This is a genomic window from Rhodococcus sp. 1163 (assembly GCF_002091985.1).
Classification (GTDB): domain Bacteria; phylum Actinomycetota; class Actinomycetes; order Mycobacteriales; family Mycobacteriaceae; genus Rhodococcoides.
Genome location: NZ_MKKX01000037.1, coordinates 37,737 through 52,167 on the forward strand (window position 1 = coordinate 37,737; position 14,431 = coordinate 52,167).

General features: G+C 63.5%; 15 protein-coding genes. 2 read left to right on the top strand and 13 right to left on the bottom strand.

The genetic code is table 11. The features are described from left to right. Positions 1-44: 44 nt before the first annotated feature. The 5 genes from tsaE to glmS form a co-directional block, all read right to left on the bottom strand. A complete protein-coding gene (tsaE, locus tag BJD99_RS17345; RefSeq protein WP_084348444.1) occupies positions 45-557 on the bottom strand; it encodes a tRNA (adenosine(37)-N6)-threonylcarbamoyltransferase complex ATPase subunit type 1 TsaE in 513 nt (170 codons plus the stop codon). Next, positions 550-1,590 carry an alpha/beta fold hydrolase gene (locus BJD99_RS17350; RefSeq protein ID WP_084348445.1) on the bottom strand — a complete coding sequence of 347 codons (1,041 nt, stop codon included), beginning with the start codon at positions 1,588-1,590 and terminating at the stop codon, positions 550-552. The genes tsaE and BJD99_RS17350 overlap by 8 nt, the downstream gene beginning before the upstream one ends. After that, on the bottom strand, positions 1,587-2,783 hold the full coding sequence (gene alr / locus BJD99_RS17355; protein WP_256895904.1) for an alanine racemase: 1,197 nt from the start codon (positions 2,781-2,783) through the stop codon (positions 1,587-1,589). The genes BJD99_RS17350 and alr overlap by 4 nt, the downstream gene beginning before the upstream one ends. A 142-nt stretch (positions 2,784-2,925) precedes the next feature. Continuing rightward, a complete protein-coding gene (locus BJD99_RS17360; protein ID WP_084348447.1) occupies positions 2,926-4,359 on the bottom strand; it encodes an NAD(P)H-hydrate dehydratase in 1,434 nt (477 codons plus the stop codon). Positions 4,360-4,395: 36 nt separating this feature from the next. Beyond that, on the bottom strand, positions 4,396-6,258 hold the full coding sequence (gene glmS / locus BJD99_RS17365; protein WP_084348448.1) for a glutamine--fructose-6-phosphate transaminase (isomerizing): 1,863 nt from the start codon (positions 6,256-6,258) through the stop codon (positions 4,396-4,398). A gap of 111 nt (positions 6,259-6,369) precedes the next feature. Between glmS and BJD99_RS17370 the strand changes: the two genes are divergently transcribed. Beyond that, entirely contained in the window at positions 6,370-7,224 is an 855-nt protein-coding gene (locus BJD99_RS17370) for a dienelactone hydrolase family protein (RefSeq protein WP_084348449.1), read from the top strand. 6 nt (positions 7,225-7,230) lie between these two features. Here the strand turns inward: BJD99_RS17370 and BJD99_RS17375 are convergent, their stop codons facing one another. From BJD99_RS17375 to BJD99_RS17385, 3 genes are read right to left on the bottom strand one after another with little or no spacing between them, the layout of a single operon-like run. Next, positions 7,231-7,506 carry a hypothetical protein gene (locus BJD99_RS17375; protein ID WP_143542213.1) on the bottom strand — a complete coding sequence of 92 codons (276 nt, stop codon included), beginning with the start codon at positions 7,504-7,506 and terminating at the stop codon, positions 7,231-7,233. A gap of 38 nt (positions 7,507-7,544) precedes the next feature. Then, positions 7,545-9,500, bottom strand: a complete 1,956-nt coding sequence (locus BJD99_RS17380; protein WP_084348451.1) for a hypothetical protein — start codon at positions 9,498-9,500, stop codon at positions 7,545-7,547. Beyond that, entirely contained in the window at positions 9,497-9,817 is a 321-nt protein-coding gene (locus BJD99_RS17385) for a hypothetical protein (RefSeq protein WP_143542214.1), read from the bottom strand. Before BJD99_RS17385 ends, BJD99_RS17380 begins: the two co-directional genes overlap by 4 nt. 149 nt (positions 9,818-9,966) lie before the next feature. Between BJD99_RS17385 and BJD99_RS17390 the strand changes: the two genes are divergently transcribed. Then, a complete protein-coding gene (locus BJD99_RS17390) occupies positions 9,967-11,007 on the top strand; it encodes an LLM class F420-dependent oxidoreductase (RefSeq protein ID WP_084348453.1) in 1,041 nt (346 codons plus the stop codon). 37 nt (positions 11,008-11,044) lie between these two features. Here BJD99_RS17390 and glmM read toward each other — a convergent pair whose 3' ends face one another. The 5 genes from glmM to BJD99_RS17415 all read right to left on the bottom strand — a co-directional run bounded on the left by glmM (position 11,045) and on the right by BJD99_RS17415 (position 14,406). Beyond that, positions 11,045-12,382 (bottom strand): phosphoglucosamine mutase, encoded by a 1,338-nt coding sequence (gene glmM / locus BJD99_RS17395; RefSeq protein WP_084348503.1) that lies wholly within the window; start codon positions 12,380-12,382, stop codon positions 11,045-11,047. A 108-nt stretch (positions 12,383-12,490) separates the two neighbouring features. Further along, positions 12,491-13,027, bottom strand: a complete 537-nt coding sequence (rpsI, locus tag BJD99_RS17400) for a 30S ribosomal protein S9 (protein ID WP_084348454.1) — start codon at positions 13,025-13,027, stop codon at positions 12,491-12,493. Next, positions 13,024-13,467, bottom strand: coding sequence for a 50S ribosomal protein L13 (gene rplM, locus BJD99_RS17405; RefSeq protein WP_084348504.1), 444 nt, complete (start codon positions 13,465-13,467; stop codon positions 13,024-13,026). Before rplM ends, rpsI begins: the two co-directional genes overlap by 4 nt. 164 nt (positions 13,468-13,631) lie before the next feature. Beyond that, the gene (locus tag BJD99_RS17410) at positions 13,632-13,979 is read right to left on the bottom strand and encodes a TraR/DksA C4-type zinc finger protein (RefSeq protein ID WP_256895899.1); all 348 of its coding nucleotides are present in this window, start codon (positions 13,977-13,979) and stop codon (positions 13,632-13,634) included. Positions 13,980-14,115: 136 nt separating this feature from the next. Beyond that, a complete protein-coding gene (locus BJD99_RS17415) occupies positions 14,116-14,406 on the bottom strand; it encodes a WXG100 family type VII secretion target (protein WP_084348455.1) in 291 nt (96 codons plus the stop codon). Positions 14,407-14,431: the final 25 nt, after the last annotated feature.

Here is a 14,431-nt window from a genome sequence, read left to right on the forward strand (position 1 = left end):
TTCTCAGAGTACCCGCATGTCACTGCGGGCCTGCCGCGGCACCGTCAGTCCTGCACCGAATGTTGGACTCGGTTCACTTCGACGGACCTGTCATCGGTGTCGAGGTCGCGTCGAATGCGGACCGACACGTGAGAATCGGTGAGCTTCTCGACCAGTCCCTCTCCCCATTCGACGACGACCACAGCAGCTTCCAGATCGGTGTCGAGGTCCAGCGCATCCAGTTCGTCGAGAGCAGACTGCCCTGTCATTCCCAGCCGGTACGCGTCCACGTGAATCAAGGACACGGGCGCAGCACCGTTCGGCCGAATCCCGGCCCGGTGTTCGCGGGCAATGACGAACGTCGGCGAGCTGACCCTGCCCTGCACCCCGAGCCCGGACGCAATGCCACGCGTCATGGCGGTCTTCCCCGCACCCAGCGGTCCATCGAGGATCACGAGGTCGCCGGCGACAAGGGTTTGGGCCAGCCGGTATCCGAAGTCCTCCGTGTCGGCGGCCGTCGGCAAGATCAGTGAGCGCCCATCGAAATGCAACGTGGACGGCGACGTGGACTCAGCCAATGCCCCGCCATCCGCTTCGTCGACGTGCCCGCACAGCGGTCGCACGGGTGAGCAGGCGCACGAGGGCGGCGTTGACTTTGTCCGGAAACTCGAGCTGCACGAGATGACCGGCTTGAGGCACCCGAACCACCTCTGCTTCGGGCAGTGCTTCAGCCATCGCCAACGTGCTCGCGAGCGGGATTATCCAGTCTTCGTCGCCACACATGACGGTCACCGGAATGCGCGTGAGGTGCGACAGCGCATCCTTCTCGTTGTGCAGCTCGAGGGTTTTCAGAAAGTTGACGATCGTGACTACCGAGGTGTCGTCGATCATCGATTGTGAGAAAGCAACCAAGCGCGGACTCACCCGCGTTCCGTACGACGCCGCACGAAGCACCGGCGAGATCAGCGCTCGCACAGTTCCGCGTCCGAGCTGGACCACGCCTGGCGAGGTGCGGACTGCAAGGCGAAACGCGTCGATGACGGGGTTGTTCAGGCTTTTACCCAAGCCGGTTTCGGCCAGCCCGGCGGCCGTCGTCGATAGCAAGGCAACGCCGACCACCCTGTCCTTGATCAGATCCGGACGCTGACGCGTCAAGGACAGAATCGTCATTCCACCCATCGAGTGGCCGATGAGGACGAGATGGCCGCGCGGTGCGACTGCACGAATGACTGCGTCGAGATCGGATCCGAGCTGCTCGATGGTGCAGCTTTCGGGCGTCGGTTCGCCGGACTTGCCATGGCCGCGCTGATCGTAGAAGACCATTCGGACGGACGAGCCCCACTCTTGCTCCAACGCCTGGCGCTGAAAGTGCCACGAGGACATACGGAGGCAGTACCCGTGTACGAACACCGCGGTGATGGGTGCGTCGGTGGGCCCGACTTCGCGAACCGCGAGTGGAACTCCATCGTCGGCGATGACGATGGATCCGCGATCGGCGTCCATCAGCTCGAGGTTCTCACCGGCAAGAGGATCCTTGTTCGAACGCAGCATCGTTTCGCGCAGGGCTATCCCGACGCTGTTGACTATGCCTAGATGTCCGAGCAGATTCATCTGGCTACCTCACCCAATGTCTTCGCCGGCAGTACCGCACCGAGACCCCGGTACGACCTGCGTACACGGCCGCGAATTCCGGTGACTATCTCGTAGTGGATGGTGCCCAACCGATCCGCCCAGTCCTGTGCACGCGGCCCCCCGCCGTCACCCGATCCGAACAGGATCGCCGAATCGCCTTCGGTGACACCTGCCCCGCTCGGCCCGAGATCCACCACACATTGGTCCATGCATACCCGCCCTACCGAGGGAAACAGTCGCGAACCGATCTGCACGTCGAAACGCCCGCTCAGGTTACGTACGACCCCGTCGGCGTATCCCATCGGGATGAGCGCAACCGTGGTGTCCTTCTCAGCGGTCCAGGTGTGCCCGTAGGACACTCCGTCACCGGCCCGGACCTTCTTCACCAACGCGACCGGCGCCGACACCGTCATTGCGGGCCGCAGGCCGAAATCACCGAGTTCCGGTATCGGCGACAAGCCGTACATCGCAATACCAGGCCGGACCATGTCGAAACGGAGATCGGGACGAGTAACAGTGGCCGCCGAATTGGACAGATGTACCCGCTCGGGCTGCAGACCGGCTGCACGCACGCGCGCCAGAGCGGTACGCAAGTTCTCCGCTTGGCGATCGTTGGCAGGATGCTGCGGACTGTCCGCGCACGCCAGATGAGAGAAGATTCCGCGTAAGTGGACGGACTCCTCGGCGACGGCCCTACCCAGTGCCTCGATCACCTCGTCCCACTGTTCGACGGGAATGCCGTTTCGGTTCAAGCCGGTGTCGAGCTTCAACGTCACGACTGCGGGGACGTTCGCTAAGCGAGCATCGGCTACTACTGCCGACAGTTGGGCGGCCGAGGACACACCGATTCCGACCCCAGCCGAGATCGCCGGAGCGAAGTCGGTGCCGTGTCGGTGCAGCCAGGCAAGAATCGGGGCAGTGATGCCGGCCCTGCGTAGGGTGAGCGCTTCGTCGAGTGTCGTAACACCGAGCTCTTCGACTCCCGAGTTCAGGGCCACTGTTGCAACCGCCAGCGCACCGTGGTTGTAGCCATCCGCCTTCACGACGGCCATCATCGAGGCGTCACCAGCGTATTCACGGAGAACAGCGACGTTGTGAGCGATCGCGTCGAGATCGATGGTGGCAGTCGCACCGGTACCGGAGTTGGGGTCCTCTGCGCTGACTGCTGCCACATCGACTACCGGTCCGAGTTCACTGTCCACAACGTTCGATGATGCCACTCGCAACACATCGCTCCCTACTCGGTGCACCGAGGTCCTCGTTCGACTTCCCGACGATCGTGACCGAAAACACCTTGAACGTCTGACCGACACCTCACACTGTGACGGAACGCAGAATCCTGATGGCCTCGGGGAGCGCGGACAGGAGAGGTCCGGCCGAAATCGGTGCCGCGAACTCGCCCCTGGACCCATGCGCGGCCGTCGCGGCCGCCAACGAGTGCGCCCGGGCCCCACACGCTGCAGCAACGGACGCATCGAGGCCGGTGGCCAGCAGCGCCCCCAGCACTCCGGACAGAACATCTCCCGATCCTGCCGTCGACGCCGCGGATCCGCCCGCATCGTTGACGAGGACCCGGCCATCCGGGTCGCCGACCACCGTCGCTCGGCCCTTGAGTAGTACGGTCACGCCCCAACTCGACGCCAGATCACGTACCGCGGACACCTTGTCGGCGCCGGGCACCCGGCCGGTCAACCGCTCGAATTCACCGGCGTGCGGTGTGAGCAAAGTCGGTGCCGAGCGCGACCGAACCAGCTCTGGTTCCGACGCCAGAACGGTCAGGGCATCTGCGTCGACTACCACGGGCAGATCGGAGGCGAGGATGTCGGACAACCACTCCCTCGATCTTTCCCCGGTGTCGAACCCTGGACCTACGACCCATGCCTGCACTCGTCCAGCACTCGACGGATCGGCCGAGACGATGACCTCGGGATAGTGGGATACAACCTCAGCTTCCGCGCTCCCCACGTACCGCACCATGCCCGACGTCGCGGCCACCGCCGCTCCGGTGCACAACAATGCAGCCCCCGGATATCGCTTACTGCCCGCGGCGATCCCTACGACACCCTGCGAATACTTGTCGTCCTCGGCTGTAGGAATCGGCCAGAGGGCGCCGACGTCGGCAGGCTCGAACGCACGAATGTACGGATCGGGCAAGGTCAACCCGATCTCCACGAGTTCGACTCTGCCGCAATGCGGCACCGCAAGCACATGCACGGGTTTGCGCGCACCGAAGGTCACGGTCACCGCAGCTCGAACGGCTGGACCGTCCACACCGCCCGTCGTCGGATCGACACCGCTGGGAATGTCTGCGGAAACGATCGGAGCGTCGAGCGCGGAAACGATGGCGGCCGCATCGGGTCGAAGCGGCCCCGTGCCGGAGATGCCGACGATGGCATCGATGACCAGGTCGGGATTATCCGGTGCGTCCACGACCTTGCCGCCGGCGCGTCGAAATGCCGCAAGGCCTTCCGGGTGCGTGCGGTCCGGTTTCAGCAGGACCGCACTGACAGCTACCCCCCGGGTACGCAGGATGGCGCCGGCCCACAGTCCGTCGCCGCCGTTGTCACCGGACCCGACGAGAATGCTCACCCGTCGACCGACGACCCCGCCTGTCCGGCCCACCAACTCGCGCGCCACTACCGTTGCCAGACCGTAGGCTGCACGGCGCATCAGAACCCCCGGCGGCAACGCCTCGAGGAGCGGTCGCTCCGCGTCGCGAACCTGATCAGGCGTGAAGTAGTGCCGCATAAACAGTCTCCCGTCGGACGTTCACCTACGTTGCTGCTACTCGACAGTGACGGACTTCGCCAGGTTCCTCGGCTTGTCGACATCGTATCCCCTGGTCTGGGCCACTTCGGCGGCAAAGACCTGCAACGGCACAGTCGACAGCAGTGGCTGCAGAAGAGTCGGAGCCACCGGGATCTCGATCAGATGGTCGGCAAAGGGACGGACAGTGTCGTCACCCTCCTCCGCGATCACTACTGTTCGAGCACCACGCGCCTGGATCTCACGAATGTTGCTGAGCATCTTCGAGTGAAGGACCGCGCGCCCCTTCGGCGAGGGCATGACCACGATCACGGGCAACCCGTCCTCGATCAGCGCAATGGGGCCATGTTTGAGTTCACCTGCAGCGAAGCCCTCGGCGTGCATGTACGCCAGTTCCTTGAGCTTGAGGGCGCCTTCGAGTGCCACCGGGTATCCGACGTGGCGACCGAGGAACAGAATCGTCGGCGACATAGCCAATTCTCGTGCAAGTTCACGCACCGGTTCCACCGAATCGAGTACTTTCTGCACGAGTTCGGGCATCGTTTCGAGGTCTGCGAACTCCCGTGCGACCTCGTCGGGGTACTTCGTTCCGCGAGCCTGCGCAAGAGCAAGCCCGACGAGGTAGTTGGCAGTGATCTGAGCGAGGAAAGCCTTGGTCGACGCGACGCCGATCTCTGGACCCGTTCGCGTGTACAGGACTGCGTCGGCCTCGCGCGGAATCTGGGAGCCGTTGGTGTTGCACACGGCGAGAACTCGCGCACCCTGATCTTTCGCATGGCGTACGGCCTCGAGCGTGTCCGCGGTTTCGCCGGACTGCGAAATCGCGACCACGAGAGTGGATCGATCGAGAACCGGATCTCGGTAACGAAACTCGCTGGCAAGTTCGACCTCGACCGGAAGTCGCGTCCAGTGCTCGATGGCGTACTTCGCAAGCAACCCGGAATGATAGGAACTTCCGCACGCTACGACGAAGATCTTGTCGACCTCGCGTAGCTCCTGATCCGACAACCGCTGCTCGTCCAAGACGATCCGCTGATTCTCGAAGTGCCCGAGCAAGGTGTCCGCGATGGCAGCGGGCTGCTCCTGGATCTCCTTGAGCATGAAGTAGTCGTAGCCGCCTTTTTCGGCGGCAGCCAGATCCCAATCGATATGGAAAGGGCGTCCCGACGCTACGTTGCCGTCGAAGTCGGTGATCTCGTATCCACCGGCAGTGATGACGACTACCTGATCCTGGCCGAGTTCGACAGCCTCGCGCGTGTGCTCGATGAATGCAGCCACATCCGAACCCACGAACATCTCGCCGACACCTACTCCGACGACCAGCGGCGTCGACCGACGCGCGGCGACAATGGTGTCGGCGTGATCGGAATGGGTGAACACGAGCGTGAACGCGCCCTCGAGTCTGCGCAACACCGCTTTCGCGCTGGCGACGAAATCGCCCTTCGTCGGTCCCTCCTCGTACGCACACGAAACGAGGTGGACTGCCACCTCGGTATCGGTGTCACTGGAAAACTCGATGCCCCGGGCTTCGAGTTCGGCGCGGAGTGGTCCGAAGTTTTCGATGATCCCGTTGTGCACGACCGCGACCGCCCCCGACACGTCGCGGTGCGGATGTGCATTTCGATCGGTCGGACGCCCGTGAGTTGCCCACCGGGTGTGACCCATGCCCGTCGACCCGACGAACCTCTCGGTGCCGACTTCTTCCAGTTCGGCCTCCAGATTCGCCAGCCGACCCGCCTTGCGTTCGACGGCGGTGTTCCCGGCACCGTCGAGTATCGCAATCCCCGCTGAGTCGTATCCCCTGTATTCCATACGCCGAAGCGCCTCGACCACTACACCCAGAGCTTGGCGGTGGCCGACGTATCCCACGATTCCGCACATGGTGCTTGAGGGTACTCGGAGACAGACGGAGATCCTCGCGGGAGAACGCGAGAACCCCTACTCGGCCCCTTACCCCCGCCGATCACACCCGATCCGATAGCGTCTACACCCGTGGCGACACCCAAGAAGCTCGCAGCAGAACTCAGCAAGCGCGGTCCGCACGAAGTGCTCCGCGGCGACCTCGCCCTCGCCGGCCAACCCGGCGTCGTCTACACCCCTGCGGAGGGCTACAACCTGCCCGGAGTCGCTTTCGGGCACGGCTGGCTGTTGCGCAGCGACCATTACACGAACACCCTGAAGCACCTGGCATCATGGGGCATAGTCGCCGCGGCGCCCGACACCGAACGCGGGCCGTTTCCGTCACACCGCGGTCTCGCCGCCGACCTCGGCACAGTGCTCGACATCATGACCGGAGTGCGGTTGGGAACCGGAAACATCAGTGTGCACCCCGACAAACTCGCCGTCGCCGGCCACGGCATGGGAGCGAGCGTTGCAGTTCTCGCAGCCGCATCACGCTCGGACATCAAAGCCGTAGCCGCGCTCTTTCCGGCACCGACGGTGCCGAGCGCGGAAGACGCAGCGCAATCCTTGTCGGTGCCCGGGTTGGTGCTGGGAGATGCAGCCATGACCGATTCGCTGAACGACAACACACTCGCGCTCGCCGGCGCATGGCGAGGACCCTCCACATTTCGACGCATCGACAAAGCGTCGTCCGACGGCATGGTCGAAGGAAGACGGCTGCTCAGCCCCCTCGGCTTCGGCGGTACCGAGAGGTCGACAGTCGAGGTCGTCCGCGCGCTACTGACTGCATTCTTGTTGTTCCACCTCTCCGGCGACAAGAAGTACGAAGAACTCGCCGGTGCAGCGGAATTGAAGAACACGCGAGTAATCGATCCTCACGCACCGATCGCGGAGCAGCCGAAGCCGAGCGCAATCTCGGCAGTGCGTGCAGTGATCGGTCGCTGACCCTCTTCACCTCAGCCAGCTCGAAGGCGGGTCGTCCTCGGCCCAGGTTGCCTGCGCTGCTGCCTGCACCCGCGTATCCAGGTTCGCCGGCAACAGATACGACCGGTACGCGTTCACGGATCGATCTTCCTCGACGTTCTTGTTCGAAACTCCACTCGGCTCGGGACGCGGGCCGTGGTCGTCGATTGCGGCCGGTGACGGCCCGACGCCGGACGTAGTGTGCGCAATCGTGTCGAGTCGATCCGACACCCGATCCAGTGCGGCACGGTGCTCGGCGCGCACGCGCTGGATTTCACTCCTCCACGTGCCCCCACCGCCGGTCACAGCGGCCCGGCTTCGGCAAGGTGTGCACCCGAGTCCAACGATGGCCCCTCTGCGTCCTGCTCCGCCGCTGAAGGTGGCGGACCCTCTGCCGGTGAAGGTGGCGACGGAGTTCGTATCGGGGGCTCCATCGGGGCGGCTTCGCCCTCTGCGCTCCCCTCGTCCGGCGTGCACACCCCAGGTTCGAAATCTTCAGGTTCTGAGTCTTCGGGGACGGAATCGTCGGTTACGGAGCCTTGCGTTACTGAGTCTTCGGACGCACCGAGGTCCGCCGCGACGGGTGCAGGCTCCGGCTCCGGCTCGGGCCCTTCCTTCGGTTCCACCTCCGGCTGCTCTACGTTCGATTCACCGGCAGGTCGTTCGGGATCTCGCTGTTCAGGAGCCGAGCCGGAAGCGACGGGCGGAGGGTCGAGGGACTCGACGATCACGGGTAGCCCGAGCGGACCCATCCGAAGTTCGAATCGACGTACGCTGCCGTCCGGGCTGCCGAGTTCCAACGACACCGTTCCATTCTGTGCCACCGCGATCTTCGCGTTGTGCCCATCCAGTTCGGCCTCGAGGTGCCCTCGTTCTGGTGACACTCCACCCGAGTCCGGTTCCACCGGACCAGCAGTCAGCGGAGGAGTATCAGCGTTCACTGGTTCCCCATCAGCGTTCGGCGACTCCACGGAAGCTGGTGAATTTCGTTCTCGTACAGAGTCATTCGAGCTGAACTCCTCCTCTTCATCGTTCGGCGGGGTCGGTGTCTCACCGGATTCGGAATCGAGAATGCGATCTATGGCCGATCGAATATCGGCAGTGAGCGGTTCCATTGCACGTTGCACCGCCGACTCGATTGCTGCCGCCGAGTCGGGTGAGCCAGCTGAACCGGAGGGGCCAGTGCGACTTCCGGTGTCGATGTCCGGGCTCCGCTGCGGCTGCGGCACCGGCATGCTGCTGGTCGCGGGGGCTGTTGTCGGCACAGCCTGATTCGGTATTGCGGACCGCGGCAGTTCCGACAGCGGCTGTACGGGCAGTGGCTGTACGGGCAGCGGCCGTGTCGACTGAGGCACCGTGCCCGGGACAGAATTCGGTAGACCGCCGGGCGCAGTTCGACACCGCGTGTCGGGTCTATCCACAGCCGAGTCGTCGATATCGGTGGACGGAAATTCGGAATCTTCGATGGCCTCGGCTGTCTTTGCCACGACTGCCAGAAGGTCTCGTACACCGGTGTCCGTAGCCGCGCAGATTTCCACGAAGGCGAGGCAGGTCTCGATGACCGCGGGCCGAAAAATATCGTTCAGCCACGCATCGCAGACTCTCCGAACCTTGCTCAGTCCGACACTGTCGAGGGGTGTTCGCGTGTCGACCACCTCCGCGACCTCCGGCAGTGCAGCCTCGACCGCAACCAGAAAGGCATTCGCGACCGGTCCGATACTTTGGACGGAATCAGGGTCCAGGCCTGCGAAGTACGCGATGGCATCGATCGACTCGATCGGTTTGCCGCCGACTCGAGAGAAGTCGATCGATGCCACGACGGCGGCCTTGTCCCGCACGATTTCGCCGATGACATCTGCCGCGGTGTGCATGGATTGGTAGAGCTGATCGATCGAGTCCACACGCGACAGCGCGCGCTGCAGGTCCGATTCCATGTCCGACATCGCCGCCTCACCTGCCGGGCCCGACCACGAACGGGCCAGTACCGCGCACAGACGCCGCTGTTCCTCGATCTGCGAGCGTGCAACCTCGAGCACTCTGCCCAAGGCGTCGGCATCGGCAGTCAAAGCCGCGATATTCAACCCGCGTTGCTCGTCGTAGCGTGCGCACATTTCGGCGTACGTCCACTCCAGAGAACCATCGATGCGATGCAGCGTCGGGAGGTGACGTTCGAAATACAGCAAGCCACGGGTGCCGCCGTCGAGAAGGCTCTCGACCGAGATCACAGACTCCACGCCCGGCATCGTCGGTGATGTCATCGGGTCGATTCGATTCGGGGATCGTGCAGGGAAGTCGACAGCTCATCGTCGACAAATCGATATCCGTCGACGATGGTATGGAGCCGGTCGGCGTTGTCCTCGGACGCCTCACTCCAGCGTCGTAGCGATGACCCCACAAGACCGCCGGCCGCTGCAATGCGCACACCGAGGTCGCCGTAGTTCCGGCCGGCGACCGCCGGACCGAAAGTGAGCCCGCTCGCAATCTCGGCAGCCGACACGATTGCCTGGGCGGAGTCGCCGAAAGCTCCGGCTACAGCACCGACTGCCTCCGCATCGATATCCAACTCGTCACACATCTCGCACACCACGCTTCCACGTCCGTCGGGCGAAATACCCCTGTCATGTTCGACGCAGCCCGCATGGGATCGGTTCCCTCCGGTACCGGTAACGTCCCAGCTATACAGCTCGGGTTACAGATAACACGCTCACACCTGCGAGGAGTCTCATGCATATCGGAACCACGCTCAACTACTCAGGCGGATTCAAAGAAACCGTGGCCGAGGTAGAAGAACTCGAGAAGTCGGGCCTCGATATCATCTTCGTTCCCGAGGCATACTCGTTCGACGCCGTCAGCCAGCTCGGCTTTCTGGCCGCGAAGACGTCGACGATCAAGATCGCGTCGGGAATCTTCCAGATCTACACCCGCACACCATCGTTGACCGCGATGACTGCAGCCGGCCTCGACTACGTCTCCGACGGTCGCTTCGTTCTCGGCCTCGGTGCGTCCGGCCCGCAGGTCGTCGAGGGTTTCCACGGCGTCAAGTACGACGCGCCCATCGCCCGGACCCGCGAGGTCATCGAGATCTGCCGTCAGGTGTGGCGTCGCGAAAAGGTCGTCCACCAGGGCAAGCACTACCAGATCCCCTTGCCCGCAGACCAGGGCACCGGCCTGGGCAAGCCGCTCAAATTGATCAACCATCCTGTGCGCGAGAAGATCCCGGTAGTCATCGCTGCACTCGGACCCAAGAACGTCGAGCTCACCGCAGAAATAGCCGAGGGCTGGCAGCCGATCTTCTACTTCCCGGAGAAAGCGGACCAGGTGTGGGGAGACGCGCTGAGCGCAGGCAAGGCCAAGCGCGACCCGCCTCTGGGCGACCTGGAGGTCTTCGCAAGCCCCACTCTCGCCATCGGCGAGGACGCTGAGAAGTACCTTCCGTGGGTCAAGCCCCACCTCGCCCTCTACATCGGCGGAATGGGTGCCAAGGGAAAGAACTTCTACAACGACCTCGCTCGACGGTACGGCTACGAAGCCGAGGCCGAGAAGATTCAGGACCTGTATCTAGCAGGCAAGAAGGAAGAAGCAACGGCTGCAGTGCCCGACGAGCTCGTGCGCGCCATCAACCTGATCGGGCCGGAAAGCTACGTGAAGGAACGCGTCGCGGCATTCGCCGAGGCCGGTGTCACCACGCTGAACGTCCAACCCCTGGCTGAAAACACCGCAGGACGTGTCGCGCAGTTGACGGCGCTTCGCGCTCTGACGGACTGAGTCGATCGAGTAACACTGAGCTCGGGGACGGCCCGAGTCAGACCTGCCCGACCCGATTCGCCAATTCCTCGGCGAGTCGACGGGCGAGGTCCGGCTCGGCCGCCTCCACCATCACCCGCACCAACTGCTCGGTGCCGCTGGGCCGCAACAACACTCGACCAGTATCCCCCAACATCCGCTCTACCTCGGCCACACCTTCGAGCACCGAAGGCGCCGTCGCCACAGCTGCCTTGTCCGACACCTTCACATTGATGAGCACCTGCGGAAGTGTGGTCATTGCCGAGGCCAGATCGGCCAAAGAACGACCGGTCTCGGCCATTCTGCCCATAATTCGCAGCGCGGTGAGGGTTCCATCACCGGTGGTCCCGAACCCGGGAATGACAACGTGGCCACTTTGCTCGCCCCCCAAGGCGTAGCCCCCAGCCCTCAGATCCTCGAGAACATACCGGTCTCCGACTGCTGTGGTGCGCATGTCGATATCAGCGGCGCGCATCGCGATGTGCAAACCGAGATTGCTCATGACGGTGGCGACCAGCGTATTTTCGGTGAGCTCGCCGGATTCCTTCATTCCGATAGCCAGTATCGCCATGATTGCGTCGCCATCGACAATGCGTCCGGAGGCGTCGACGGCGAGGCATCGGTCGGCGTCGCCGTCGTGAGCGATGCCCAGGTCCGCTCCATGGGACACCACGGCCGTCTGCAAATCTTCCATATGCGTGGATCCGCAGCCGTCGTTGATATCGAGGCCGTCCGGGTCCGCGTTGATCGCGATCACCCTCGCTCCCGCTGCCCTGTACACCGAGGGTGCGACGGCGGACGCAGCACCGTTCGCACAATCGACGACAACGGTGACGCCGTCGAGCCGAATCGACAGCGCCGAGCCGAGATGCGCCGCATATTCCTCGGCAGCACCCGTCATCACTCGGACGCGGCCGATACCCGAACCAGTAGGTGCCGGCATGGCACCGCCTCCGGCTACGAGGGTCTCGATTCGATCTTCGACGTCATCGTCGAGCTTGTGACCCCCTGCCGCGAAAATCTTGATTCCGTTGTCCGGCATCGGATTATGAGACGCGGAGATCATGACACCCAGTTGCGCACCGCGCGCCGATGTCAGATATGCAACGGCGGGTGTCGGGAGGACCCCGACGTCGAGCACGTCGACTCCCGACGCGGTCAGGCCTGCGGTCACCGCAGCTGCGAGCATCTCGCCACTCGCTCGCGGATCGCGACCCACCACCGCGACGGGGCGTTCTGTCGGTGAAGCCTGCGTCAATACGGTTGCGGCAGCCCTGGCCACCTTCACCGCCAACTCCGGAGTCAACAAGCCGTTGGCCAGCCCCCGCACACCATCGGTACCGAACAGTCGAGTCATCTGGAGTTCGTCCCCCTTCGCCAGAAAAAAATTGATCTTCAAACGCCGCGAGGGCAGGCATCCGAGAATTCTGGACGCCTGCCCTCGCGGGTAGAACTGGAAAGAACGTCAGCGCTTGGAGTACTGCGACGCCTTACGTGCCTTCTTCAGACCGTACTTCTTGCGCTCCACCGAACGCGCATCACGCGTGAGGAAGCCGGCAGCCTTGAGCGGCGGACGGTCTTCCGGGGTGAGCTCGATGAGGGCGCGCGCGATAGCCAGACGCAAGGCGCCTGCCTGTCCGGACGGGCCGCCACCGTGAAGCAGGGCGACGATATCGAAGGACTCTGCCCGATCGACGAGGACCAACGGAGCCTTGATCAGCTGCTGGTGCACCTTGTTCGGGAAGTAGTCTTCGAGGCTACGGCCGTTGAGCTTGAACCCACCGCTGCCCGAGGAGAACCGCACGCGAGCGACGGCTTCCTTACGGCGACCGACTGTCTGGATCGGGCGATCGAACAGGATCGGTGCAGGCGCTGCAGCAGCGGCTTCGATCTCGTCGACAACCTCAGGCTCTTCGACGGCCACGAACTCGTCCGCGGCGATCTCGACGACCTCTTCGGTGTTCTCCTGCGACGTCACGTCATTTCCCTCCGGCGCCGTCACTGGGACACCTGCTTGATCTCGAACGGAACGGGCTGCTGAGCTGTGTGCGGGTGGTTCGGTCCCGCGTAGACCTTCAGCTTGCCCGCGATGGCACTGCCGAGCTTGTTCTTGGGGATCATGCCGATGACGGCTTTTTCCACGAGGCGATCAGGGGTCCTGTCGAGAACCTCACCGACCGTGCGCGACTTCAAACCGCCCGGGTGGCCGGAGTGGTGGTAGAGGAACTTGCCATCGCGCTTGTTACCGCTGATGGCAACCTTCTCTGCGTTGATGATGACGACGAAGTCGCCACCGTCGACGTTGGCTGCATAGGTGGGCTTGTGCTTGCCACGGAGCAAGTTTGCTGCCTGGACGGCGAGCCGACCGAGTACAACGTCCGTAGCGTCGATCACATGCCAAGTCCGGGTGGTGTCCCCGGCCTTCGGGCTGTATGTAGACACAAAAATTCCTGTCTTCATGATGTCGCTGCTGGCCAAGACGTGTGTATCCCCTCGGCGGCCAGTTGAGACCCGAGAGCAAGTGATCGCCGCACAAAGAGCGCGACGATCTCATCCACGCCATCGTGGGACAATACCGGTTGGACCTGCAGCAGGTCAAAACGCCTTCACCGAAGTCGCACGCAGACTATGCAGCGCCGAGCCGCGGGGAGCGCTTCCAAGCGGGGATCGGCGATAGCTGACCCGCACCGCTCGCACACTCCGTAAGAAGCTGACGCGACGCGTTCCCGAGCTGCATCGAGCTCACGAACTTCGTCCTCTGCATCGCGCGCCAGCCCGATCACCTTTGCTCGCTCGAAGGCGATGGTCGATCCTTCCGGGTCGTGCTCGTCGTCATCGGTGGTCCACTCGGAGCCTGCCACGATCACCTCGAACTGTGCACGCAAGGACTCCAGCCGACTCTGCGCTGCACTCCGCGCATCGGCTATGAGCCTGTGCGCTTCGATGGGGTCCACGCTTTCACCTCACAGGTGCGACGACATAGAAGCAACCCGAGCCGAGTGCCGATCAGCACTCGGGTTGCTGGTCCTGTGGACACGGCACGGCCCCGGCATCGAGCGCAATGCCGGGGCACATGGCCACACGACTACCTCACGAGAAACGGGACCGGTTCATCGCTTCCTGTTCCATCATCTTCTGGTTGCCGGAGTTGACCGCGCCGATCAGGCTCTGCAGGACCGTGGTGAGCTCGGTCTGCGCCGAGTTCCATTCCCCTTGCTTGACCTGGTAAGCGTCGGCATCGGCACCCTGCCACGTCGCAACGAGAGGTTGAATCGACGACTTGATCTCGTCGAGTTTGTCGTTGAGCGACTGCCATTTGTTGGTCATACCGCCGGCCAGATCGGTGATCGAGCCGAAGTTGTATCTGATTTCGCCGTCCATAGTCAGTTCCTCGTTTCCGTTCGGT

Excerpts from the sequence above, each read along its gene's own strand:
- BJD99_RS17350 (WP_084348445.1), bottom strand. The coding sequence starts at position 1,590 with ATGAATCTGCTCGGACATCTAGGCATAGTCAACAGCGTCGGGATAGCC.
- BJD99_RS17360 (WP_084348447.1), bottom strand. The coding sequence starts at position 4,359 with ATGCGGCACTACTTCACGCCTGATCAGGTTCGCGACGCGGAGCGACCG.
- glmS (WP_084348448.1), bottom strand. The coding sequence starts at position 6,258 with ATGTGCGGAATCGTGGGATACGTCGGCCACCGCCAAGCTCTGGGTGTA.
- BJD99_RS17380 (WP_084348451.1), bottom strand. The coding sequence starts at position 9,500 with ATGACATCACCGACGATGCCGGGCGTGGAGTCTGTGATCTCGGTCGAG.
- BJD99_RS17385 (WP_143542214.1), bottom strand. The coding sequence starts at position 9,817 with ATGTGTGACGAGTTGGATATCGATGCGGAGGCAGTCGGTGCTGTAGCC.
- BJD99_RS17390 (WP_084348453.1), top strand. The coding sequence starts at position 9,967 with ATGCATATCGGAACCACGCTCAACTACTCAGGCGGATTCAAAGAAACC.
- glmM (WP_084348503.1), bottom strand. The coding sequence starts at position 12,382 with ATGACTCGACTGTTCGGTACCGATGGTGTGCGGGGGCTGGCCAACGGC.
- BJD99_RS17415 (WP_084348455.1), bottom strand. The coding sequence starts at position 14,406 with ATGGACGGCGAAATCAGATACAACTTCGGCTCGATCACCGATCTGGCC.